Source organism: Mesorhizobium sp. CNPSo 4684, assembly GCF_057784315.1.
The window spans coordinates 54,425-77,012 of sequence record NZ_JBWLUX010000032.1 but is presented as its reverse complement, the minus strand read 5'-3'; the positions used below and the strand labels follow the sequence as shown (position 1 = coordinate 77,012).

Annotated in this window: 20 protein-coding genes; 5 read left to right on the top strand and 15 right to left on the bottom strand. The window is 63.9% G+C overall.

Annotated features, from left to right (window positions below):
- Nucleotides 1-217: 217 nt before the first annotated feature.
- Complete coding sequence (locus AC04SG_RS25975; protein ID WP_488553369.1) at nucleotides 218-1,021, bottom strand: FadR/GntR family transcriptional regulator; 804 nt, start codon at nucleotides 1,019-1,021, stop codon at nucleotides 218-220.
- A gap of 3 nt (nucleotides 1,022-1,024) precedes the next feature.
- Entirely contained in the window at nucleotides 1,025-2,467 is a 1,443-nt protein-coding gene (locus AC04SG_RS25970) for an FAD-binding oxidoreductase (RefSeq protein WP_488553368.1), read from the bottom strand.
- Nucleotides 2,468-2,628: 161 nt separating this feature from the next.
- Between AC04SG_RS25970 and gloA the strand changes: the two genes are divergently transcribed.
- Nucleotides 2,629-3,039, top strand: a complete 411-nt coding sequence (gene gloA, locus AC04SG_RS25965) for a lactoylglutathione lyase (RefSeq protein WP_488553367.1) — start codon at nucleotides 2,629-2,631, stop codon at nucleotides 3,037-3,039.
- Between the two features lie 86 nt (nucleotides 3,040-3,125).
- Here the strand turns inward: gloA and AC04SG_RS25960 are convergent, their stop codons facing one another.
- From AC04SG_RS25960 to AC04SG_RS25945, 4 genes are all read right to left on the bottom strand, one after another.
- Entirely contained in the window at nucleotides 3,126-4,094 is a 969-nt protein-coding gene (locus tag AC04SG_RS25960; protein ID WP_488553366.1) for an ABC transporter permease, read from the bottom strand.
- Nucleotides 4,095-4,098: 4 nt separating this feature from the next.
- A complete protein-coding gene (locus AC04SG_RS25955) occupies nucleotides 4,099-5,601 on the bottom strand; it encodes a sugar ABC transporter ATP-binding protein (protein WP_488553372.1) in 1,503 nt (500 codons plus the stop codon).
- Between the two features lie 5 nt (nucleotides 5,602-5,606).
- On the bottom strand, nucleotides 5,607-6,590 hold the full coding sequence (locus AC04SG_RS25950; RefSeq protein ID WP_488553365.1) for an ABC transporter permease: 984 nt from the start codon (nucleotides 6,588-6,590) through the stop codon (nucleotides 5,607-5,609).
- A gap of 158 nt (nucleotides 6,591-6,748) precedes the next feature.
- The gene (locus AC04SG_RS25945) at nucleotides 6,749-7,819 is read right to left on the bottom strand and encodes a sugar ABC transporter substrate-binding protein (protein ID WP_488553364.1); all 1,071 of its coding nucleotides are present in this window, start codon (nucleotides 7,817-7,819) and stop codon (nucleotides 6,749-6,751) included.
- 218 nt (nucleotides 7,820-8,037) lie between these two features.
- Here AC04SG_RS25945 and AC04SG_RS25940 point away from each other — a divergent pair, with 218 nt between their 5' ends.
- A complete protein-coding gene (locus AC04SG_RS25940) occupies nucleotides 8,038-9,633 on the top strand; it encodes a GMC family oxidoreductase (protein WP_488553363.1) in 1,596 nt (531 codons plus the stop codon).
- A gap of 4 nt (nucleotides 9,634-9,637) precedes the next feature.
- Here the strand turns inward: AC04SG_RS25940 and AC04SG_RS25935 are convergent, their stop codons facing one another.
- Nucleotides 9,638-10,465, bottom strand: a complete 828-nt coding sequence (locus AC04SG_RS25935; RefSeq protein WP_488553362.1) for an NAD-dependent epimerase/dehydratase family protein — start codon at nucleotides 10,463-10,465, stop codon at nucleotides 9,638-9,640.
- A 155-nt stretch (nucleotides 10,466-10,620) separates the two neighbouring features.
- Between AC04SG_RS25935 and AC04SG_RS25930 the strand changes: the two genes are divergently transcribed.
- Nucleotides 10,621-11,340 carry a FadR/GntR family transcriptional regulator gene (locus AC04SG_RS25930; protein WP_488553361.1) on the top strand — a complete coding sequence of 240 codons (720 nt, stop codon included), beginning with the start codon at nucleotides 10,621-10,623 and terminating at the stop codon, nucleotides 11,338-11,340.
- A gap of 54 nt (nucleotides 11,341-11,394) precedes the next feature.
- On the opposite strand, the gene kdgD is transcribed toward AC04SG_RS25930, so the two are convergent.
- The 4 genes from kdgD to AC04SG_RS25910 all read right to left on the bottom strand — a co-directional run bounded on the left by kdgD (nucleotide 11,395) and on the right by AC04SG_RS25910 (nucleotide 15,494).
- The gene (gene kdgD, locus AC04SG_RS25925; protein ID WP_488553360.1) at nucleotides 11,395-12,327 is read right to left on the bottom strand and encodes a 5-dehydro-4-deoxyglucarate dehydratase; all 933 of its coding nucleotides are present in this window, start codon (nucleotides 12,325-12,327) and stop codon (nucleotides 11,395-11,397) included.
- Nucleotides 12,328-12,406: 79 nt separating this feature from the next.
- Nucleotides 12,407-13,237: an ATP-binding cassette domain-containing protein gene (locus AC04SG_RS25920; protein ID WP_488553359.1), complete on the bottom strand. Its 831-nt coding sequence runs from the start codon at nucleotides 13,235-13,237 to the stop codon at nucleotides 12,407-12,409.
- Complete coding sequence (locus tag AC04SG_RS25915) at nucleotides 13,234-14,307, bottom strand: ABC transporter permease (protein WP_488553358.1); 1,074 nt, start codon at nucleotides 14,305-14,307, stop codon at nucleotides 13,234-13,236. Before AC04SG_RS25915 ends, AC04SG_RS25920 begins: the two co-directional genes overlap by 4 nt.
- 110 nt (nucleotides 14,308-14,417) lie before the next feature.
- Nucleotides 14,418-15,494 (bottom strand): substrate-binding domain-containing protein, encoded by a 1,077-nt coding sequence (locus AC04SG_RS25910; RefSeq protein ID WP_488553357.1) that lies wholly within the window; start codon nucleotides 15,492-15,494, stop codon nucleotides 14,418-14,420.
- 188 nt (nucleotides 15,495-15,682) lie between these two features.
- Here AC04SG_RS25910 and AC04SG_RS25905 point away from each other — a divergent pair, with 188 nt between their 5' ends.
- A complete protein-coding gene (locus AC04SG_RS25905) occupies nucleotides 15,683-16,717 on the top strand; it encodes an aldo/keto reductase (protein WP_488553356.1) in 1,035 nt (344 codons plus the stop codon).
- A gap of 78 nt (nucleotides 16,718-16,795) precedes the next feature.
- Here AC04SG_RS25905 and AC04SG_RS25900 read toward each other — a convergent pair whose 3' ends face one another.
- Complete coding sequence (locus tag AC04SG_RS25900) at nucleotides 16,796-18,349, bottom strand: winged helix-turn-helix domain-containing protein (RefSeq protein ID WP_488553355.1); 1,554 nt, start codon at nucleotides 18,347-18,349, stop codon at nucleotides 16,796-16,798.
- A 185-nt stretch (nucleotides 18,350-18,534) separates the two neighbouring features.
- Between AC04SG_RS25900 and AC04SG_RS25895 the strand changes: the two genes are divergently transcribed.
- Complete coding sequence (locus AC04SG_RS25895; RefSeq protein ID WP_488553354.1) at nucleotides 18,535-19,302, top strand: alpha/beta hydrolase; 768 nt, start codon at nucleotides 18,535-18,537, stop codon at nucleotides 19,300-19,302.
- A gap of 218 nt (nucleotides 19,303-19,520) precedes the next feature.
- Here AC04SG_RS25895 and AC04SG_RS25890 read toward each other — a convergent pair whose 3' ends face one another.
- From AC04SG_RS25890 to AC04SG_RS25880, 3 genes are read right to left on the bottom strand one after another with little or no spacing between them, the layout of a single operon-like run.
- On the bottom strand, nucleotides 19,521-20,654 hold the full coding sequence (locus AC04SG_RS25890; protein WP_488553371.1) for a Gfo/Idh/MocA family protein: 1,134 nt from the start codon (nucleotides 20,652-20,654) through the stop codon (nucleotides 19,521-19,523).
- Between the two features lie 43 nt (nucleotides 20,655-20,697).
- Nucleotides 20,698-21,759: a sugar phosphate isomerase/epimerase family protein gene (locus AC04SG_RS25885; RefSeq protein ID WP_488553353.1), complete on the bottom strand. Its 1,062-nt coding sequence runs from the start codon at nucleotides 21,757-21,759 to the stop codon at nucleotides 20,698-20,700.
- Between the two features lie 10 nt (nucleotides 21,760-21,769).
- Nucleotides 21,770-22,588, bottom strand: coding sequence for an SDR family oxidoreductase (locus AC04SG_RS25880; RefSeq protein ID WP_488553352.1), 819 nt, complete (start codon nucleotides 22,586-22,588; stop codon nucleotides 21,770-21,772).

Below are 22,588 nucleotides of genomic sequence, written 5' to 3'. Positions count from 1 at the left end.
GATCCCAAGCTCTCCCGCGGCTGTAACCTCAGGTGGTACGGGCGACTTCGCCAAGCCAAGGTCCGGGCGGCCGCCCGGACCTTGGCTCAATCGCTTCAATCCCACGAAATCTCTCTCGTGTAGATACAAGGTGGCTCGGCGAAGCCGAGGCGGAGAGGGGGCTAGCGCTGCCAAATGCGATTGGCCCGGAGCGCGGGACAGATAACGTAAGGCGGGGTTACCCCCCAGCCTGCCCGCGGATAGCCTTCCGCAACCGCGAATGCCGCACCGGCGATGCCGCTTCCGGCACCGGCGCTGCCTCAATAGGCGCCTCGCCGTCGTGCAGTCCAACGCGCAGTGCCGCGCCCGCCAGGTGGTCGCGCATCGCGGCTTGCGACCCTTCGACATCGCGGTTTCGGATCGCGGTAAAAATGCGCTCGTGCTCGCCGAGCGTAATGCTGGCCATGTCGTCGGATTTCTGCTGGTTGCCGGCGGCGAGAATGCTTTCGCGCACGCGCTCGGAGACGAAGACCAGGAACTGGCCCATATAGGCGTTGCGCGTCGCCTCGGCGACGGTGCGGTGGAATTCGAGGTCGCTGCGCAGCCAGGCGACACTGCCATAGGGCGCGGCGCGCATGCCGGACAGCGCATCGCCCATGGCTTTCAGATCGGCGTCGCTTCGGCGTTTGGCGGCGAGCGCCGCCGCCTGCACTTCGAGGATGCCGCGCAGTTCGAACAGATTGCGGAAGGAATCGGCGCGCTGCAGCGTCTCATAGTCGATGGTCAGCACCGTCGGATTGTTGCTCTCCGCCACGAAGGCGCCGCGGCCCTGCTGCGACCAGATGCGGCCTTCCGAGCGCAGCCTGGCGATCGCCTCGCGCACCACATTGCGGCTGACGCCGAATGTGGTTGCCAGCGCCGCCTCGGTCGGCAGTTGGTCGCCCGGCTTCAGCCGCCCTTGTGCGATCTCGCGCGAGATGGAACTCGCCACCAGAGTGGAGAGGTGTGGACCGCGATTGACCTTGTCGAGTTTCAGCGTCATCGCTCACCTATAGTCGACAGCGGCGGTCGGCGCCAGAATGCGACCGTTGCTCAAGATATGGCGCGGGTCGAACGCGTCCTTGATGCCGGCCGCCAGATCGAGTGTCACCGGATCGATGCGGTCGAGGAACGCTTTCTGCTTGACCCGGCCGATGCCATGCTCGGCGCTGATCGAGCCGCCGTAGCGGTCGACGACGGTGAAAATCTCGGCTTCCGCCTCTTCGAACAGATGCTCGACCGCGTCCGGTGCCATGCCTTCCGGCGGCACCACGTTGAGGTGGATGTTGCCGTCGCCGACATGGCCGTAGGTGACGGCCAGCGCGTCGGGCCGCGACTTCTCCAACGCGGCCAGCGCATCGGTGACGAAATCGGCGAGCCTAGAGATCGGCACCGAGACATCGGTGCGCAGATAGCGTCCGCCCCTGCCCTGCCGCTCAACCATGATCTCGCGATAGAGCCACAGCCGCTCACCTTGAGCCCGCGTCGAGGCGATGACACCGTCCTCGACAATGTCCTCGACGCTGCCGAGGAAACCGAGCAGCATGCTGTTGAGGTCGATCAGCCCGCCGGAGGATACCTCGATCAGCACATAGGCCGGATAGGGCTTGCCGAGCGGATCGGCAAAATCCTGACCTTCGCGCATGGTAATCTCGATGCCGACGCGCAGGATCAGCTCGAAGGCGGTGAGCAAGTCGCTGCAGTCACGCCGGGCGCGGGCATAAAGCGCCATCGCGTCCTCGACCGATCGCAGGCCGACCAGTGCGGTTTCGATTTGTGTCGGCTTGGGGAACAGCTTCAGCGCAGCGGCGGTGACGATGCCGAGCGTGCCTTCCGAGCCGATGAATATCTGCTTCAGATCATAGCCGCGATTGTCCTTGCGCAGCACTTTCAGCCCGTTCCAGATGCGGCCGTCGGCCAGCACCACTTCAAGGCCGAGCACGAGGTCGCGGGTCATGCCGTAGCGCAGCACGTTGAAGCCGCCGGCATTGGTGGCGACATTGCCGCCGATGCGGCAGCTGCCTTGGGCGCCGAAAGTGATCGGCAAAAGGCAGTCGCTCGCTTCGGCGGCGCGCTTGGCGTCCTCGAGGATGCAGCCGGCCTCGACCACCATGGCGAAGTCGATCGGGCTGATCGAGCGGATCCTGTTCATGCGTTCCAGCGAAATGACGATCTCGCCGCCATCTGCGGCCACCGCAGCACCCACCAGACCGGTCAACCCGCCCTGCGGCACGACTGGAATGCGTTCGGCATGGCAAAAGCGCATCACCGCCGACACCTCTTCCACCGAGGATGGCCGCGCCACCGCCAGAGGCCGGCCGTAGTGATCGCCCGACCAGTCGCGGCTGTAGCGCGCCAGATCCACTGCCTCGGTCAGCAGCCCGCCATCCGGCAGCAGGCCGGCCAGGGCTGCGATCAGCGATGCGGAGGTGGGCGGCACGGCATTCATGAATGGACTCTGCACCCCAGGGGAAAACGACTGGACAAACACAGCTGTTGTCGTGTTATCATACAACCCTGATTGAGAACATCAAGCGAAGCCATATCCCCGCCAACCGTTTGATGTGGACGGTCAGAACTGCAAATCACAGAATTCGGAGGACTTACCCAATGAGCGACGCCCCGGGCTTTCGCTATATGCACACCATGATCAGGGTGCTCGACCTCGACAAGTCGATCGCCTTCTACACCGAAGTGCTCGGGATGACCTTGCTGCGCCGCGACGACTATCCCGGCGGCAAGTTCACCAACGCCTTTGTCGGCTATGGTCCCGAGGACAAGGAAGCCGTCGTCGAGCTGACGCTGAACTGGGGCCGCGAGGAACCCTATGAGATCGGCACCGGCTTCGGCCATCTGGCGCTCGGCGTCAACGACATCTACGCCGTCTGCGCGGAACTGGAAAGGCGCGGCGCCAAGATCCCGCGCAAACCCGGCCCGATGCAGCACGGCACCACCCACATCGCCTTCGTCGAAGATCCGGACGGCTACAAGATCGAGCTGATCGGCCTCGACACGATGTAGTCCTCTGGGCAGTAATTTCCGACCGGACCGCATCGGCCTAGCGCCGATGCGGTCCCGTCCTGTCCGCGCTTGCTTGGGAGGCGCGATCACTTGATGACCGCGATCTTGCTGCGGTCGATGGTGATGGCGACGGCGGCGATCAGCACCGCGCCGAACACCATGTTTTCCAGAAAAATGTTGACGCCGACAAAGGTCATGCCGATGCGCACGATCGAGATGATCAGCGCGCCGACCGCCGTGCGCGCAACGCCGCCCAGCCCGCCGGTAATGGCGGTACCGCCGACGATGACGGCGGCGATGGCCGGCAGCAGCAGCTGGTTGGCCAGCACCGGCGAACCGCTCGACAACCTCGCCGCCAGCACGACGCCGGCGATGGCCGCCAGCATGCCGGACGCGGCGAAGGCGATGATCTTGGTGCGGTCGACATTGATGCCCGCCGCCCAGGCTGCCGGCTCACCGGCGCCGACCGCAATCGCCTGGCGGCCGAAGCGCGTGTAGCGCAGCGCCAGAAAGGCGGCGATGCCGATCACCGCCGAAATCAGCACCACCACCGGAATGCCGGCAACGGTGGCATTGATCCATGCGGTGTTTTCGCGCCCGCCTTCCTCGATGGTGATGGCGCGGCCGTTGGAGACCCAGAGCGCCAGGCCGGTGACCACGCCACCGGTGGCGAGCGTCGCGACGAAGGATGGCACCCGCAGCTTGACGTGGACGACGCCGCTCAAGATTCCGAAGGCAAGACCGGACAGGATCGCCACTGGAAAGGCGGCGAGGCCGAGCGAAGGCAGCAATTGCGCCAGGATGACACTGGCCAGCGACGCCACGGCCTGGATCGACAGGTCGATGCCGCCGAGCAGGATGGCGAAGGTGACGCCGGTCGCCAGGATGAACAGCACCGCGGTGTTGGCAAACAGCAGCGCAACGGTCTCGCCGGTTAGAAAGCCGGGCGCTGCGATCTCGATGATCAGAAGCAGCCCGACAAGAAGGATCAGCGGAATAGCGCCTTGCGTCCACTTGCCTTCGAACACCCGCTGGATGGAGAACGGTTCATTCATCGGCTCACACCATCGCTCGCAAAAGGTCGACTTGATTTGGCTTGTTGCCGGGGCTGGCGTCGAAGCGCGCGGTGATCTCGCCGTCGCGCATCACCAGCACCTGGTGCGACAGGCCGATCGTTTCCTCCAGCGTGTCGGAGATCAAAAGGATCGCCACGCCTTGCGCGGAGAGATCGCGCACCAGCTCGTAGACCTCTTCCTTGGCGCCGACATCAAGGCCGCGTGTCGGGTGGTCGAGCACCAGGATGCGCGAGCCCGCCGTCATCCAGCGCGCCAGCACCACCTTTTGCTGGTTGCCGCCGCTGAGCTTGCGGCAGGCGGCATCGGGACCCGGCGCCTTGATGCTGAGGCGCTTGATCCAGTCGGCGGCAAGCCGGCGCTCCTTGCCATAGTCGATGGCGCCATGGCGCATGACGCTGGAGAGGTCGGCCAGCGAAATGTTTTCCGCGATCGACAGGAACATCACCAGGCCTTCAAGCCGGCGCTCGCGCGGCACATAGCCGATGCCCTTGCGCACCGCCGGTTCGGGCGAACCGAAGCGCACGGCGTCACCAGCGATTTTCATCTCGCCGGCATCATGCTGCAGGAAGCCGCCAATGGTGCGCGTCACCTCCTCGCGGCCGGAGCCGACGACGCCGGCAATGCCGACGATCTCGCCGGCGCGGATCGAGAGATCGACGCCGTGATAGAAGCCGTTGGCGCCAAGGCCCTTGGCCTCGACCATGACCGTGTCGCGCGGCGCCAACTGGCGGGCCTCGCGGTAATACTCAGCCTGCAGGCCGCGGCCGACCATGATCTCGTGCAGCTCCGGCGCGGTGACCTCGGCGGCACGATGTTCGGCGACGACCGCGCCGTCCTTCATCGTGTAGACGCGATCGGAGATGTTGAGCACCTCGTCGAGGCGGTGCGAGACGAAGACAAAGCTGGCGCGGGATTTCAGCGAGCGCACGCGCGCAAACAGCACCGCGATGTCGGCGGCGTTGAGCACCGACGTCGGCTCGTCCAACAGGATGAGCAGCTGCCGCTCGACCACTTCCTCCAGGGTCAGCGCCTTGGCGAGCTCCACCATTTGACGTGCGGCGAAAGTGAGTTCGGAGGTGCGGGCGGTGACGTCGATGTCGATGCCGATCTTGGCCAACTGCCGGCGCGCCGCCGCGTTCATGGCACGCCAGTTGACGAGGCCGAAACGGGTGAAGCGGTCTTCCTCGCCGAGATAGATGTTTTCGGCGACCGTCAGATTGAGCACCAGCGACTGTTCCTGGAACACCATGCCGATGCCGTGCTTCGCCGCGTCACGGGCGTTGCGCATGCGAAGCTGCTCACCGTCCAAAGTGAGGCTGCCGCCATCCGGCCGGTAGCCGCCGGCCAGCACCCGCATCAGCGTCGACTTGCCGGCGCCGTTCTCGCCGATCAGCCCGACCACTTCGTTGGGCCGCACCTCGATGGAGACGTCACGCAAGGCATGGACGCCGGGAAAATTCTTGATGACGTTGGACGCCTGCAGCATGGCGCTCACTTCACGATCTTCAGGCGGACGCGGTCGAGCGACAGCGCCACCGCGGCGATGATCATCAGGCCTTGCACCGTCTGCTGGATGTAAGGCGAGATGCCGAGCAGGATCATGCCATTGGCAAGCACGGTGACGATCAAGACGCCGATCAGTGTGTTGACGACGCCACCCTCGCCGCCGGTTAGCGCCGTGCCGCCGACGACGACGGCGGTGACCGCGGCAAACAGCCTGCCGTCGCCGATGACGGCATGCGATTGGCCAAGCTGTGCCGCGGCAAGCACACCGGCAATGCCGAAGAAGAAACCGGCCAGCGCAAAGGCGGTGATGCGCACGCGCACCACGTTGACGCCGGAGAGCTTGGCGACATCCTCGTCACCGCCGATCGCCAATATGTGGCGCCCGAGCTTGGTATGATACTGGATGACGGCCGCAAGTAGGAACGCGCCGAACGCGACCCACACTGCCACCGGCAGACCGAGGAAACGGTGCAGTGCCAGGTCGCGGATCGAGGCGTCGTTGAGCTTGATGGCCGAGCCACCCAGCATATAGACCGACAGGCCAAGGCCGATGAACCACATGCCGAGCGTGGCCATGAAGGACGGGATGCGCAGCATGGTCTGGACGAGGCCGCTGACAAAGCCCATGGCAGTACCGGCGACGATTGCGGCTAGCACTGCCCACCAGCCATAGTCGTTGCCATTGCCGTCATTGGCGGCGAGCAGCACGACGACCATGGCCGATACCGACAGCGTGCCTTCGACCGAAAGGTCGATGCTGCCCATCAGGATGATGAAGGTCAGCCCCATGGCCAGCGTCAGCGGCACGGCGGCCGAATTGGCAAGCCGCACCAGATTGCGGACCTCGATGAAATTGGGATTGGCGATCGCGATCAAAACGCAGAGCACAATCAGCACCGCCAGCGGCGCCAGGCTGCGCCAGCGCCTGCCGCCAAACAGTGTGGCGATGCGACCGGGGATCAAACTCATGGAAGTCGTCCGCTCGATGTCCGAAACGGACTTCAGGGGTTCTGTATGGATTGTCAAGAAACGCTTCCCGTCTGCTGGTGACAGCCGTCGCGACAAGGGGATCGCGACGGCTGCGGGAGGAAGCGGGCCGCCAGGGAGCAGCAGCCCGCTCCGATGGATCAGGTGCGGATCGCTCCGGTCACCCGGCCCCACAGATCGTTCCAGTCGATCTCGGGCTTCGCGTCGACATTGGTCTTGTAGTATTCCTCGACATTGTCGTGCGAGATCAGCACCGCCTTGCCGTAGAATTCGCGGTGTTCCGGCGGCTCCTTGGTCGGATCGAACTTGCCGATCTTGGCGTTGTAGCCGATGGCCAGACCCATGCCGCCCTGCCAGAACGGATCGGAAGTGACGGTGCAGGCGAACTCGCCGGTGCGCACCGCGTCGACCGCCGTCTTGATGCCGTCGACGCCGACGATCGGCACCTTGCCGGCGAGGTTTTCGGCGCGCAGCGCTTCCAGCGCGCCGGAGCCCATATCGTCATTGGCAGCCCAGATGCCCTTGATGTCGTCGCCGAAGCGGGTGAGCAGATTGCCCATCAGGTCGAAGGCTTCCGTCGATTTCCAGTTGGCGACCTGGAAGTCGAGCAGCTTGATGTCGGGGTTGGCAGCAAGCGCCGCGTCGAGGCCCTTCTTGCGCTCGATCGCCGCCGTGGTCGAGATCAGGCCGCCAAGCGCGACGATGCCGCCCTTGCCGCCAATGGTCTTGAACAGGATTTCGGCAATGGTCTTGCCGCTGTCGATGCCGTCGAACTCGATATGCGAGACATAGTTCGGGTTGAAGTCCTTCGGATGCAGGTCCGCCGGCTTGTTCCACTGCGTCACCACATAGGCGCCGGCCTTGGCGCAGGCCTCGACGATCGGGCGGGCATCCGGCGTATCGTTCGGGTCGGAATTCAGCACCATATTGCCGCCGGTCTTGGCCAGCATCGCCTTGATGTCGGCAATGCCCTTCTCGGAATTGCCTTCCGACACCAGCGTGACGTGTTCGAGCCCCGCCCATTTGGCGTAGGCCTCGGCGCCGGTCTTCCACACCGCATGATAGGGGTTGGACAAAGAGCGGATCGACGTCACCAGTGTCGGCTTGTCCTGCGCGCGCAGCACGCTCGGCATGGCGAGCGTCGCCACGCCGGCGGTGGCGCCCAACATCAGCGTGCGCCGGTTGACGGTAAAATTCTTCGTGTCCTTCATGTCGCGAAATCCTCCCGATTGAATTCTGTTCCGCCCGGCGTCTTGCGCGGAGCGCGCGGCCGGGACTTCCACGTGACGGATTATCAAGCTCCTCTACTTGTACGACAACCCTTCAACACGATAACCATACCCTTTCTCTTGACGCGGCACAAGCGACTTGAGATCGTCGCGCGCAAGAGAAGGGGGCACTGATTTTGCCCCCGGCAAAGGGAGTGAGAATGCCGGATTACATCATCGTCGGCGGCGGTTCGGCCGGCTGCATTCTGGCCGCCAGGCTGAGCGAGGATGCGGACCTGTCCGTGGTCCTGCTCGAGGCCGGCCCGCCCGACACCGATCGCTACATCCATATGCCCGTCGGCTTCTTCAAGATGACGTCGGGGCCGCTGATCTGGGGCTATGACACCGCACCCGGCAAGGCGATCGACGGCCGCACCATGGTCTATCCGCAGGCTCGGGTGCTCGGCGGCGGTTCCTCGATCAACGCCCAGGTGTTCACGCGCGGCTGCCCGCAGGATTATGATGGCTGGGCGGCCGACGACGGCTGCACCGGCTGGAGCTATGCCGATGTGCTGCCCTATTTCGTCCGCGCCGAGGGCAACGACACGTTTGCCGACCCGCAGCACGGCATTGACGGACCGCTCGGCGTCTCCAGCGGCGCGCCGCATCCGCTGACTCGCATCTTCGTCAAGGCAGCACAGCAGGCCGGCTTGCCCTTCCGCGCCGACTTCAACGCGGGTGAGCAGGCCGGCGCCGGCTTCTACCAGACGACGACGCGCCGGGGGAAACGCTCGAGCACCGCGGTTGCCTACCTGAAGCCGGCGCTTGGCCGCAAGAACCTGACGCTGCGCACCGATGCCACGGTCAGCCGGGTCGTGGTCGAGAACGGTCGTGCCATCGGCGTCGAGATCTTCGTCAATGGCCGCACGGAACTGCTGCGCGCCGAGCGCGAGGTGATCGTCACCGCGGGCGCCATCGGCTCGCCGAAACTGTTGATGCTGTCCGGCATCGGCCCCGCCGCGCATCTCGGCCAACATGGCATCAAGGTCGTCCACGATGCGAAAAACGTCGGCCAGAATTTGCACGACCATATGGATGTCGATGTCGTCGCCGAACTCAACGGACCGCACGGCGTCGACCGCTACAAGAAGAAGCGCTGGCAGGCGGTGGCCGGTCTCGAATACGCGTTGTTCGGCAAGGGGCCGGTGGCCTCCAACATCGTCGAAGCCGGCGGCTTCTGGTGGGGCGACCGCGCGGAGAAGACGCCCGACATCCAATTTCATTTCCTGCCCGGCGCCGGCGTCGAGGAAGGCATCGGCTCGGTCCCCGGCGGCAATGGCTGCACGCTGAATTCCTACCATGTGCGACCCCGCTCGCGCGGCAGTGTCATGCTGAAATCGGCCGACCTGCGCGATGCCCCCATCATCGATCCCAACCCCTTCGCCGAACGCTACGATCTCGAACGCGCCATCGACGGCATTGAGATCAGCCGCGAGATCCTGTCGCAGCCGGCTTTTTCGAAATACATCAGCCGCGAGCATCTTCCGGGCAAGGCAATGCAAGGACGCGCAGCACTCGAAGCCTTCGCCCGCGAACATGGCCGCAGCGCCTATCACCCGGTCGGCACCTGCCGCATGGGCGGCGATGCCGACAGTGTCGTCGATCCCGAACTTCGCGTGCGCGGGCTTCAAGGCCTGCGTGTCTGCGACAGCTCGGTCATGCCGAGCATCGTGTCGTCCAACACCAATGCCGCCGTCATCATGATCGCGGAGAAGGCGGCGGATCTGATCGCGGGGCGGAAGCTGCCGGCGGCTTAGTAGCTCACTCGTCCGGAAACATCTCGCGCGGCGGGAACCCGTCGCGGCTATAGTCCACCACGATGAACTTGCCGCCCTGGTAGCGCTCCACCACCGGATTGTCCGTGACCTTGCCGCGCACGCGTTCGGCCTGGCTGTCGGAACTGTCCTGCGGCGTCCAGCCGAGCGCGAGCCTGGCATCGTGGCGCCAGAATCCCCTGCTGTTGTTGGACTGCCCCCAGATCACCGAGCAGTCGACACGCTCGGCTTGAGCGCAACGCTCGATCAGCCGCACGAAATCGTCATGCGATATCCAGGTCGACAGGATCCTTTCGTCGGGCACTTCGGGAAGCACCGAACCGATGCGGATGATCACGCTTTCGACGGCATGCTTGTCGAAGTAGAGCCGCGCCAGCATCTCGCCATAGGCTTTCGACAAGCCGTAATAGCCATCCGGCCGCAACAGACAGTCCTGGTCAAGGATTTCCGTCCGCTCGTAAAGGCCGACCGCATGCACGGAAGACGGAAACACCACCCGCGCCTTCTCCCGGCGCGCCGCCTCATAGATGTGGAAGAGCCCGCGGAAATTGGGGCCGAGCACGGTCTCGAAGGATTGCTCGGTGGAGATTCCGCCGAAATGCAGGATCAGCCCGCAGCCTTCGGCGAGTTCGTTCACCGCTTGCCGATCCTCGATATCGGCAAGGGTGAAGCTGGCCCGGTCGGGCAGCGGTATCCGCAACGGCACGATATCGGTGAGACGCAAGGTCCAGCCCAGCGCCGCCAGCCTCACTGAAAGCAGCCGTCCGATCGTGCCGGAAACTCCGGTCAGCAGCACCGGTTTTTCAGGAATCATCACGCCTTGTCCTTCGACTGATGCCGCAGACACGTTCGCACTGAGGCGGCAAAGCGAACGAAGATTGCGCGCCACTGGCGCGCTGGAAATCTTATCATATCACCAGACAAATAATGGGTTGCCAAGAAACGCGGTTCGTTTATTGCTTGGGGACGATGAAACGTTCCTTTGGCCTTCCCCCGCAGATCAGCCGGACGGCGCAGGTTGCCGACTGGTTTGCGCGCGAAATACGGGCCGGTCATTTGACCAGCGGCGAGAAATTGCCGACCGAGCAGGAGCTGATCGCGCAATTCGGTGTCAGCCGCACGGTGATCCGCGAAGCCATGGCGTCGTTGCGCTCCGAAGGGCTTGTGGTCAGCCGCCAGGGGTCGGGCGTGTTCGTCGCCGACCATGCGGCCAACACCACGTTCCGCATCATCTCCGACGAGCTTCACTCCCTGACCGAAGTCCAGAACGTGCTGCAGCTTCGGCTTGCGGTGGAACTGGAAGCCGCAGGCCTTGCCGCCGAAAAGCGCGGGGACGACGACCTTGCCCGCATGCGCGATTGCCTCGATGCCATCGACGCCTCGATCGCCGCCGGCGACAGCGCCATCGAGCCGGACTTTGCCTTCCACCGCGCGATCGCGTCCGCCACCGGCAATCCCTATTTCGAGCGCTTCATGCATTTTCTCGGACCCGTCCTCATTCCGCGCCAACTGATGCGCCCGCGGGACGAGACGCCCGAGCAGCGGCGGCATTATCTGGAGCAGGTCCAGATGGAGCATCGCCGCATCTACCAGGCGATCGAACGGCAGAATGTCGAAGCCGCCCGCTTCACCTTGCGCGAACATCTGGAGGCCGGGCGCGAGCGCTATCGCCGCATGGTCGACAGCTAGGCCTAGCCCGTCGTCGATCGTTGTATTCGATCCGCCCGCCTGACCCATCAGACCTTACGCCAGCTCCGCGACCGGCATCTTGCAGGACTGCATGAGATCAGTGAGCTGGCGCTCCTCATCCGCCGTCAGGTCGAGAAGCGGGGACCGCACCGGGCCGCAGTCGATGCCGGCAATGCGCGCACCCGCCTTGACGATCGACACGGCATAGCCGGCGCGGCGGTTGCGGATAGCGAGATAGGGCAGGAAGAACGAGCGGATGAGATCGCCGACTTCCGTCGTGCGTCCGGCACGCAGCGCGTTGAAGAAACGCAGCGCGATATCAGGCGCGAAATTGTAGATCGCCGACGAATAGGTCGTCATGCCGATGGCCGCGGCGGCACTGGCATGGACTTCAGCCGTCGGCATGCCGCCGATGAAGACCAGCCGGTCGCCCATGCGGTAGCGCGTTGCGGTGAGGAGCTCGATATCGCCGACGCCGTCCTTGAAGCCGATCAGGTTCGGACAATCCTGCGCCACACGATCGAGTGTCTCGGGCGTCAGAATGGCGTTGTCCCTGTTATAGGCGATCACGCCGATCCCGACCGAGCGGCAAATGGCGGTGAGGTGACGGCGCAGGCCCTCCTGCTCGGACTTGACGAGATAGGGCGGCAGCACCAGCAGCCCGTCGGCGCCGTTGGCTTCGGCGGCCTTGGCGAACTCCACCGCCATATGCGTGCCGTAGCCGACGCCGGCGAGCAGCGGCATGGTATCGGGAACCTCCTGCGACGCCGCCCGTACCACGCGCTTGTATTCTTCCAGCGTCAGCGAAAAGAACTCGCCCGTGCCGCCGGCGGCAAAAAGCCCGCTCGCGCCGGCAGTGCCTTGGGCAGCGACATGGGCGCGATAGCCGTCTTCGTTGAAGGCGCCGTCATCATCGAAAAAGGTCAGCGGAAAGGACAGCAGGCCACGGCCAAGGGATCTGGTCAGTTCGGTGGGTGAGAACGTCAAGACGAATACTCCATGCGAGGCGCCGGCAAGTGGGAGGTCTTGCCGGCAAGGATTTTGGCAGCCGTTGCCGGCGGCTGGTTCATACGAGGCCCGGCCGGATTTCGGCCGCGGCGGCTTCGATCGCCCTGGTGCCCAGGCCCGACTTGACGATGCGGATCAGTTCTTCCTCGCTGGTATCGGCGGTGGAGGCGTCGAGCGCCACCTCGCCCGCATGCAGGAAGTTGATGCGGTCGCAGACCTCGAAAATCTGGTTGTAGTTGTGGACGATCAGGATCACCGACACCTGGCGCTGCCGGCGCAGATTCTGGATCAGGCCCAGCACATGCGCGCTCTCGCGCACGCCGAGTGCCGCCAACGGCTCGTCGAGCACCAGGATCTTCGGCGACGAATAGATCGAGCGGGCCACCGCGATGCACTGGCGCTGTCCGCCTGAGAGGAGATCGACCGTGCTGTTGACGCTTGGAATCGTGATGCCCAGCGTGTCGAGATAGAGCTGCGCCTGCTCGCGCATCTTCCTGTTGTCGAGCAGGTTCAGGCCGAGGAAGCGCTTGTGGTATTCGCGTCCCAGAAACATGTTGTGGAAGACGCTGAGATCGCCGACCAGCGCCAGGTCCTGATAGACGGTTTCGATGCCTTGGGCGCGCGCATCGCGCGGCGAGGCGAAACGCACTTCCTTGCCTTGCGAGACGATGGTGCCGGTGTCGGGCTGGTGGAAGCCGGACAGGATCTTGATCAGCGTCGACTTGCCGGCACCATTGTCGCCGACCAGCGCCAGAACCTCGCCCTGGCGTAGCTTGATCGAGACATCGACGAGCGCGGTGACGGCACCGAAACTCTTGGAGATGTTCTTCATCTCCAGCACGGTCGGCGCATCCGCGGCGAGCGGTGGAATGGTGGTCTGCGTGTTCATACCCGCCTCCGTGTGCGCAGGCGGTCGACCTGGATTGAGAGGATCATGGCGGCGATGATGGCAGCGCCCAGATAGATGTCGGACACGGTGGCCTGGGCGCCGATCATCACCAGGCCGTTGTTGAGCGAGGCGACGACGAAAGCGCCGATCAACGCGCCGATGACGGTGCCGGAGCCACCCAGCAGCGAGGTGCCGCCGATGACCGCCGCCGCGATCGCCTGCAAGGTGAGGAACGGGCTGCCGGCCTGCGGATCGGCCGAGGTGAACTGGGCGGTGTTGATGATGCCGGCAAAGGCAGCGAAGCCGCCGGCGATCATGAAATTATAGATCTTCATGCGGTCGGTGCGCACGCCGATTTCACGCGCGCCGATGATGTTGGAGCCGGTGGCGATCGTGTGCAGGCCGAAGGTGGTGCGCGAAAGCACCAGCGCCAGCACCAGCACGAGAACCATCGCCCACAGGAAGGGCGTGAAGGCCGTGATGCCGTGCAAAGAGAACAGTCCATCCGACGGCTGGTAGAGGCTCTGGCCGAAGATGGCGTTGAAGGGCTGCTCGACCGGCGCCACGATCGGCTGGCTGTTGTAGATCGAGACGACGATGCCTTGCAGGAAGAACAGCATGCCGACGGTGGTGATCAGCGACGGCACCTTGAAGCGCACCGTGATGATGCCGTTGATGGCGCCGACGAGGATGCCGATCAGCACGCCGATCAGCGCGCCGACGGCCAGCGGCACACCATAGGTGACAGACAGCAGCGCCATGACATAGGGCGCGATCGAGAAGATGGCGCTGAGCGACAGGTCGATCTCGCCGGTGATCATCAGCATGACTTCCGCCGCGGCGATCAGGCCGAGCCGGCCGGTGTCGCGCAGCACCACGCTCATGAATTGCAGCGACAGGAATCCGCCATCGCTGCCGAGCTGGAAATAGATCACCAGCACGATGGCGACGACGGCGATACTGGCCTCGCGGTAACGGGACAAAAGGATGAGCAGCCTTTCCGTCATCGTGTGCGGGACCTTGACGCCAACGGCGCCTTTCCCGGCTGTTATGGCTTTGCATGGCGGCACTTAATCACTTCCTGATCTCTAGGCGGATGGCTGCCTGCCGGCAGCAACTGGCGCCCTCGACGCGTCACAGTGAAATGACGCGGCGGGGGCTGGAGTTAATGGAGAACGTGTCAGGTCGGCTCGACGTCGCTTCGGCCCTCGAAACGCGACTTGCCGACATAGGCGTCGACATTGTCCTTGGTGACATAGGCCTGGCTGGTGTCGCTGTTGGCCGGGCCGACGAGACCGCCGGAGAGCTTGTAGAGATACATCTGCTGCACCGGCAGGAAGCCCTGCAGATAGGCCTGCTGGTCGGTGGTGAAGTTGACGTCGCCGCCCTTGATGAAGTCGAGCGTCTGGGGGAACAGGTCGAAGCCGGCAACCGCGCCGCCTCCCTTCACCAACCCGTATTTGTTGGAGACGAAACCGCAGGCATAGGTGTCGGAACCGCCGGTGCCGAACAGGCCGTTGACGGACTTGTGGCTGAGATAATAGCTCTCGACGCGCGAGATTTCGGTTGCCGGATCCGGACCGGTGTTGACCACATCGTAGGTGACGCCGTTGTTGGCGTCCTTGATCGCCTGGATGTAGCCATCGAGGCGCGGCTGCGTGTTGAGCGAGCCGGGCACGCCGATCGACAGCATGACATGGCCGCCCTTGGGGATCAGCTTCAGCCACTTCAGCGCCGAATTGTAACCCGACTGGTAGAGCGGCTGGCCGACATAGGAGAGCCGCTTGTTGGGACTGCCGACCGGCACGTCGGCGTTGAAGGCGACAACCGGGATTCCGGCCTGGGCTGCCATGTCGCTGGCGGCGTCGAAAGCCGTCGGATCGACCAGGCACACCGCGATGCCGTCCGACTTTTGCGCAATCGCGGTTTGCATGGCGCTGACCATTTCGGAGACGACGTTCTTCTGCGATCCCGTCCACTGATAGCTGCAGCCGAAGGCGGCGCAAGCATCCTGGATGCCATAGACGGTCGGCGTGAAGAACTGGTCCAGCGTCACGTGGCAGACGAAGTGGAACTTGTAGGGCTTCTTCGGCAGGCCGGGCGATGAATCGGCCGCCTTTGCCGCGCTGATGCCACCGGCCAGACCGGCCCCTGCCAGTCCGCTGGCAAGGCCTGCAGCGCCGAGGCCGAGTTTTCCCGCAAGCGCAAAGGCGCTGCGCCGGCTGATCGCCATCTGATCTTTCGTTTCGTCGTCCATGCATTCCTCCCTTGTCGTTTTGCGGGCTTGCCCGCCTTTGTCATCTGGTTACATTGTTATATGACAACTTTTGTGTCAATGCTTTTTCGACACCGGATTTGCGCCAGCCTTTTTTGCGGTCGCAACACCGTGCGGAAGGGCTGCCGTTTGACCGGCACGATGGACAGCAGGAATCACAGGAAGAGAAAATGGCTGAAATCGAATTCAGGGCTGTTGCGAAGAACGGCCTGCAGGTGACGACGATCGGGCTCGGTGGCACCGGGCTGGGCAACATGTACCGCGCCGTCGACACGGACGCAGCCGTGAAGACCGTGCAGGCGGCCTTTGACAACGGCATCCGGTATTTCGACACCGCTCCGGTCTACGGCTTTGGGGTCAGCGAGACGCGTCTGGGGCTGGCGATCAAGTCACTGCCACGTGCTGAAATCGTCATCTCGTCCAAGATCGGCTACGACCTCGTCCCGATCCCGCCAAAAGAGCTGCAGCCGGCGCTATGGGACCAGCCCGGTTCTTTCCGCGCCGAGTTCGACTATACGCGCGATGCGGTGATGCGCTCGCTCGAGGGAACGCTGAAGCGCCTCGACACCGACTATGTCGACATGGTCTCGATCCACGATCCCGACGAAGCCATCCATTTCGGCCCCGGCGAAGACCCCTACGCCAGAAGCCGCTTCAGGGAGGCGATGGACGGCGCCTATCCGGCGCTCGACGAACTGCGCGCGCAAGGCGTCATCAAGGCTGTCGGCGTCGGCATCAACCAATGGCAGATGCTGTCCGATTTCGTCGTCGCGGGCGCGTTCGACTATTTCCTGCTCGCCGGCCGCTACACATTGCTCGAGCAGGAGCCCCTGGCGAGTTTGCTGCCCCTGTGCGAGCAGCGCGGCACCAGGATCATCATCGGTGGTCCCTACAATTCCGGCATACTGGCAACAGGCGCCGTCAAGGGCGCCACCTTCAACACCAGGCCGGCGCCGGAACCGGTGCTCGAACGCGTCCGCCGCATCGAGGCGATCTGCGCCCGCTATCATGTGTCGCTACCGGCGGCGGCGCTGCAGTTTCCGTTGGGCCATCCTTTGGTGACGAGCGTTATCCCAGGCGCCCGGTCGGTCGAAGAGCTGAGGCAGAATCTGGGTTACCTGCGGGAGACTATCCCCTGGGCACTGTGGGCGGATCTCAAAGGGGAGGGGCTCATCGAGCCCGGCGCACCCATACCCGGGACGTGACGATGGGTTGGGTGCACCGGAGTACGCTATGCCACGGCTGTCGGGTGGCCCCTGCGACCGGGCATGCACCTCTATTGGTTATCCAGGCAGGCCGGCCTTCCGCATGGCGTCGGTTACGTCATCGAGGATATCAGGCGCAATTCCAACGGCGACGGACCAACGGCCGATTGTGAAATTTGGGTCGAGCGACATCAGCCGCGCTGCCGACGCTCTTGCCTCGTCGAGCCGGCCGAGCCTGGCAAGGGGTGCGGCCAGCCATCCGTGCAGGATGCTGAAGCCAGGGTTGAGTTCCACTGCCCGGCGGCCCGCCGCGACGGCCTGCTCATGCCGGCCGGATAAGAAGTTGCCAAAGCCAATGATGCCTTGCGGCACGCAGCTCATGGCGTCGAGCGGCGAGAGCCGCATTGCCTGCTCGCACCAGGCGATCGCCCGCGCCGCGTCGCCGCCATAGGCCACCGGCACACAGCCGAAGGCATACACGAAGGCGCAGGAGGCGCTGAGCGCCAGGGCTTGTGAAAACGCCTCGTCGGCGAGCCTGCGGTCGTGTTCGACCAGGCCGATGGTGAAGCCGGCCAAGGCGAGTGCCATCGCGTCGCCCGAGCCGTGCTCGATAGCGGCATGCGCGTGGCGGGAAGCCTTGTCGCGATGCTCCGGCCGCAGGCCGCCGCGGATGAACAGCGTCTGGTGCGCCCAGGCGGCAAAGCCGTGCGCAAGCGCATAGCTCGGCTCGATGGCCAAGGCCTGATCGAGCAGCGGCAGGCCCTTGGCGGCACCCTGCGGCATGAAGGTGTAAACGTCGGGCAGCGCGCGCAGCAAAAGATCATAGGCATCGAGACTGTCGGGACGCTTGCGCTTGACGCGCTCGATCTCGGCCCGGCGCAGATTGGGTTCTATCGCTGCGACCACGCTGACGGTGATCTCGTCCTGCAGCGCGAACACATCTGTCAGTTCGCGGTCGTAGCGTTCGGCCCATAAATGGCTGCCGTCCTCCGCGTCGATCAGCTGGCCGGTGATGCGCACGCGGTTGCCGACCTTGCGCACTGAGCCTTCCAGCACATAGCGCACGCCGAGCTCTTGCCCGACCTGCTTCACGTCCACCGCGCGGCCTTTGTAGGTGAAGCTTGAGTTGCGCGCGATGACGAACAGCCAGCGGATGCGCGCGAGACCCGTGATGATGTCCTCGACCATGCCGTCGGCAAAATAATCCTGCTCGGCATCGCCGCTCATATTGGCGAAGGGCAGCACGGCGATGGATGGACGGGCGGGAATGCCCAGGTCAACCACCTTTGCTTGCTGCACAGGGGCGCTCGCCTGGCCAGCGCCCTCCTCGCGCACGGTGCCGACGAAGCGAAAGCCCCTGCGCAGGATGGTACGGACGAGGCGCTGCTGTTCGCCGCTATCGTGGAGCGCATTGCGGGCGGCGTTGATGCGGCTGGCGAGCGTGGCGTCGGAGACGATGCGTCCCTGCCAGACTGCGTCGACCAGATCGTCTTTGCTCACCACGCGCTCGCGATTGCGGATCAGATATTGCAGCAAGTCGAACACCTGCGGCTCGACGGGGACCAACTCGCTGCCGCGACGCAGTTCGCGCCGATCGCCGTCCAATGCGAAATCCTCGAAATGATACGACAAACTGCTCGCTCCAGGCCGCGTGGCGAATAGGTCGCCACTTTAATCCTGTCGTGGACGCAAAATCAAAGCGGTCTCAAGGGAAAATCAAGGTCCCCTGAATGCCGCCTGAAAGCGCGTCCATCAGCCCTGTCGCATAGTCCTCCTGCAACCAACGCCAACAAATGTTTTGAAAAAGGAGAACTCAAATGTCGAACACCGCAGCAATCGTCGCTTCCGCCGCCCTGGCCCTCAGCGCAAGCGCGTCCGGAACGTTCTCGGCCAAGGCCGAACCTGTGAAATCCGTCGTGCTCGTGCATGGGGGCTTCGTCGATGGCTCCGGCTGGGACGGGGTCTACCAGATCCTGAAGAAGGACGGCTATGACGTGACCATCGTCCAGAATCCCACCACCTCGCTCGCCGACGACGTCACCGTCACTAAGCGCGCCATTGCCGCCTCCAAGGGCGACGTCATCCTGGTCGGCCATTCCTATGGCGGCGTCGTGGTGTCGGAAGCCGGCACAGATCCCAAGGTGGCTGCCGTCGTCTATATCGCAGCCTTCGCGCCGGATGCCGGCGAATCGGTTTCGACCCTGATCGCCAACCCGCCGCCCGGTGCGCCGGTGCCGCCGATCCTGCCGCCCGTCGACGGCTTCCTGATGCTCGACAAGGCCAAGTTCGCGGCCTCGTTCGCCGCCGATGTCCGTCCCTCGCTCGCCTCCTTCATGGCGGATTCGCAGGTGCCGTGGGGCGTGGCGGCGCTCGAAGGCAAGGTCACCGCACCGGCCTGGAAGGTGAAGCCGAGCTGGTACCTGGTCGCCACCGACGACCACATGATCCCGCCGCCGGCGCAGCGCCAGATGGCCAGCCGCGCCAAGGCGACGACCGTGGAAGTGCCCGGCAGCCACGCCGTTTACGTCTCCAATCCCAAGGCCGTCGCCGACCTCATCGAAAAGGCCGACACGGCCAAGAATTGAACCGAGGATTCTGTCATGGACAGCCTGGGCGCTGCAGAGGCGCCCAGGCTGTGCTGTTCTCGTGCGCAGGTTTGCCCGGCCCGATTTACGGCTCGGAATTTAGCGAGCCCGAATGCCTTTGCCCTGGTAGTAGGTCCTTGGAGCAACCTGCATCGCGTCAAACCGAGCGGAAGTCGAGCACACTCTCTAGGCCTGGCGCAACTTGTTGATGGTTTCAATCAGACAGCGACGGGGGTCATCCAAGAGGGGTCAGGTGCGCTTGCGCTGTCAACGACTGCGTCGACGAAGGCGACACCTTTGAGCCCGTCGTAAGCGGTCGGTATATCACGACCTATGGCCATGGGCTCACGCTTTTCGCGCCTAGCGTGGATCGCTTCCGCAAACCCGGCATACAGGTTGGCGAACGCTTCCAAGTAGCCCTCCGGATGCCCCGGTGGCGTCCGGGTTCGCGCCTTCGCTGCTTCGCTGAGATTGTCGGCGCCGCGCTTGATGATTTCAGTCCGCCCGCCAAGACGCGCATGGATCAGCTCATTCGGCTGTTCTTGAAACCAAGCGAGCGAAGCCTTCTCCCCAAATACGCGCAGCCGGACGCCATTTGACGATCCCAGCGCCACCTGGGAAGACCACAGGAGACCGCGAGCGCCACCTTGGTAGCGAAGCATCACATGCGCGTTGTCATCGAGCGCCCGCCCTTGCACGAAGGTTGCAAGATCCGCGGTGAGAGACTCGAGCTTAAGGCCGGAGACGAAGCCCGCAAGGTGATAGGCGTGCGTGCCGATGTCGCCGATCGAACCGCCCCGGCCGTTCTTCTTGGGATCGGTACGCCAAGCCGCCTGAGCGTTGCCCTCTGTCTCGATGGCGGTCGCCATCCACTCCAGCGGGTATTCGACCTGGACGGTCCGGATCTTTCCGAGTTGGCCGTTGGCGACCATCTCCCGTGCTTCGTGCACCATCGGATAGCCCGAGTATGTGTAGGTCACGCCCATGAATCGGTCAGTGTCGCGCACCAGCTTTTCCAGAGCAATGGCGTCTTCCAGGGTTGCCGTGAGCGGCTTCTCGCAAATGACGTCAAAGCCGGCTTCCAGGAACGCTTTGCTGATGGGGAAGTGGGTGAAGTTCGGCGTACAGATGGCGACGGCGTCTATCCTGTCCTCGCGAGACAACTCTCCACTGATCATCGCCCTGTAGTCGTCATAGGAACGGGCGGGATCGAGGCCCTCGCGAGCCGCAAAGGCGTGACCGCGGGCCGCGTCGACATCGAACGCGCCGGCGACGAGTTGCCATGCGCCATCCTGCCTCGCGGCGATGCGGTGAATGTTGCCGATATAGGCCCCCTGGCCGCCTCCCACCATACCCAGTCGGAGGGGCTTCTTCGTGATCGTATCGGACATTCGTCTATGCCTCAGTCAAGCCAAGCATCGCCCGGTTGGCGGCTTTGTTGGCACCGGATTTCACAAAATCGTCGAATGCGCGGTCGGCGACGCGGATGATATGCTTCCGGATGAATTCGGCGCCTTCAGCCGCGCCGTCCTCCGGGTTCTTGATGAAGCATTCCCACTCAAGAGTGGCCCAGCCATCGAAGCCGTAGGTGGATAGCTTGGTAAAGATCGTCCCGAAATCCACCTGGCCATCGCCGAGCGAGCGGAAGCGCCCGGCGCGCTTGGACCATGGCTGGAAACCACCATATGCACCGGTCTTGCCGTCGGGCCGGAACTCCGCGTCCTTGACGTGGAACATCTTGATCCGCTCATGGTAGTGATCGATGAAGGCGAGGTAATCCAGGGCCTGCAGGACGAAGTGGCTGGGGTCGTAGAGTATGTTGCAGCGCGGATGGTTGCCGAGCCGTTCGAGAAACATCTCGAAGGTCAGCCCGTCATGGACATCCTCACAGGGGTGGATTTCGAAGCAGAGATCCACGCCCTGCTCGTCGAAGTCGTTGAGGATAGGCAGCCAGCGACGGGCAAGTTCGTCGAAGGCATCGTCAACCAACCCTTCCGGCCATTGCGGATAGGGGTAGAGATACGGCCAGAGAAGCGAGCCCGTGAAACTCACATGGCGGTCGATGCCAAGGTTGCGCGAAGCCCGGGCGGCGAACCTCATCTGTTCCTCCGCCCAGGCGCGCCGGGCTGCCGGGTTGTTGTGGACGGCCGCCGGAGCGAAACTATCCATGAGGCGGTCATGCGCGGGATGCACCGCCACCAGCTGACCGGTGATATGTGATCCGAGCTCGGGCAGCTCCAGGCCCCTTTCGGCGACAATGCCTTTCAGCTCATCGCAGTATGTCTTGCTTTCGGCCGCAAGCTTCATGTCGATAAGGCGCGTGTCCCAGGTCGGTATCTGTACGCCGGCAAAGCCCTTGTCCGCTACCCAGCCGGCGAGGCCGGGAAGCGTGTTGAACGGCGCCTCGTTGGTTGCAAACTGCGCCAGATAAATGCCGGGTCCTTTTATGGTTTTCATCATCGCGTCCTCATGCGGATAAGGCCAGTGCGGGTGCCGGGGGACCACCATCATAGGCGCCCCAGACCGATTGATCGAAATGGACAACGGCGCCCGTCATCATGCCGGAATCGTCCGATGCCAGGAAGAGAACCGCGCGGGCAACCTCCTCTGGCGCGAGCAGCCGGCCAAAGGGTTGAGCGGCCGCCGCTTTGGCCAGCCAGTCGGCTTCTGCGTGATGGTATTCCCGCTGCACGCGGTCCTCGCCGTCAGACGCCATCCAACCGATATCGAGCTGGTTCACCCGAATCTGGTTGCGCATGAGCGCGTAGCCGGAATTTCGGGTCAGGGTGGCTAGGGCACCTTTCGACGCCGAATAGGAGGACAGGAAGGGTTGCCCGGCCCTCTCCGACGTCGAGCCGATGTTGACGATGCTTCCCTTCACGCCTTGGCCGATCATCAACCTGGCGGCTTCCTGCATCAGGAAGAACGGCGCCCTGACATTGATCGCGAACATGCGGTTGAACAATTCAGGACTCGTGTTGAGAAGGTTTCCGCGATCAGTGAGGCCGGCCGCATTCACGAGGATGTCGACGCGCCCGTATGTCGCTTCGGCCTGCGCTAACACTGCCCGGCAATGATCGACGTTCTGAAGATCGGCGACCACGAAAGTGACCGGGACATCCGTGTCCGAGGTTATCGCTTTGGCGACAGCCTCGCCTTTATTTCGGTCGCGACCGCAGGTGATGATGCCTGCTGCGCCCGCCTGGGCGAAAAGCCTGGCAACGGCTGCGCCGAGACCCTGCGTGCCGCCAGTGACGACTGCTATTTTCCCATCGATCCGGTTCAC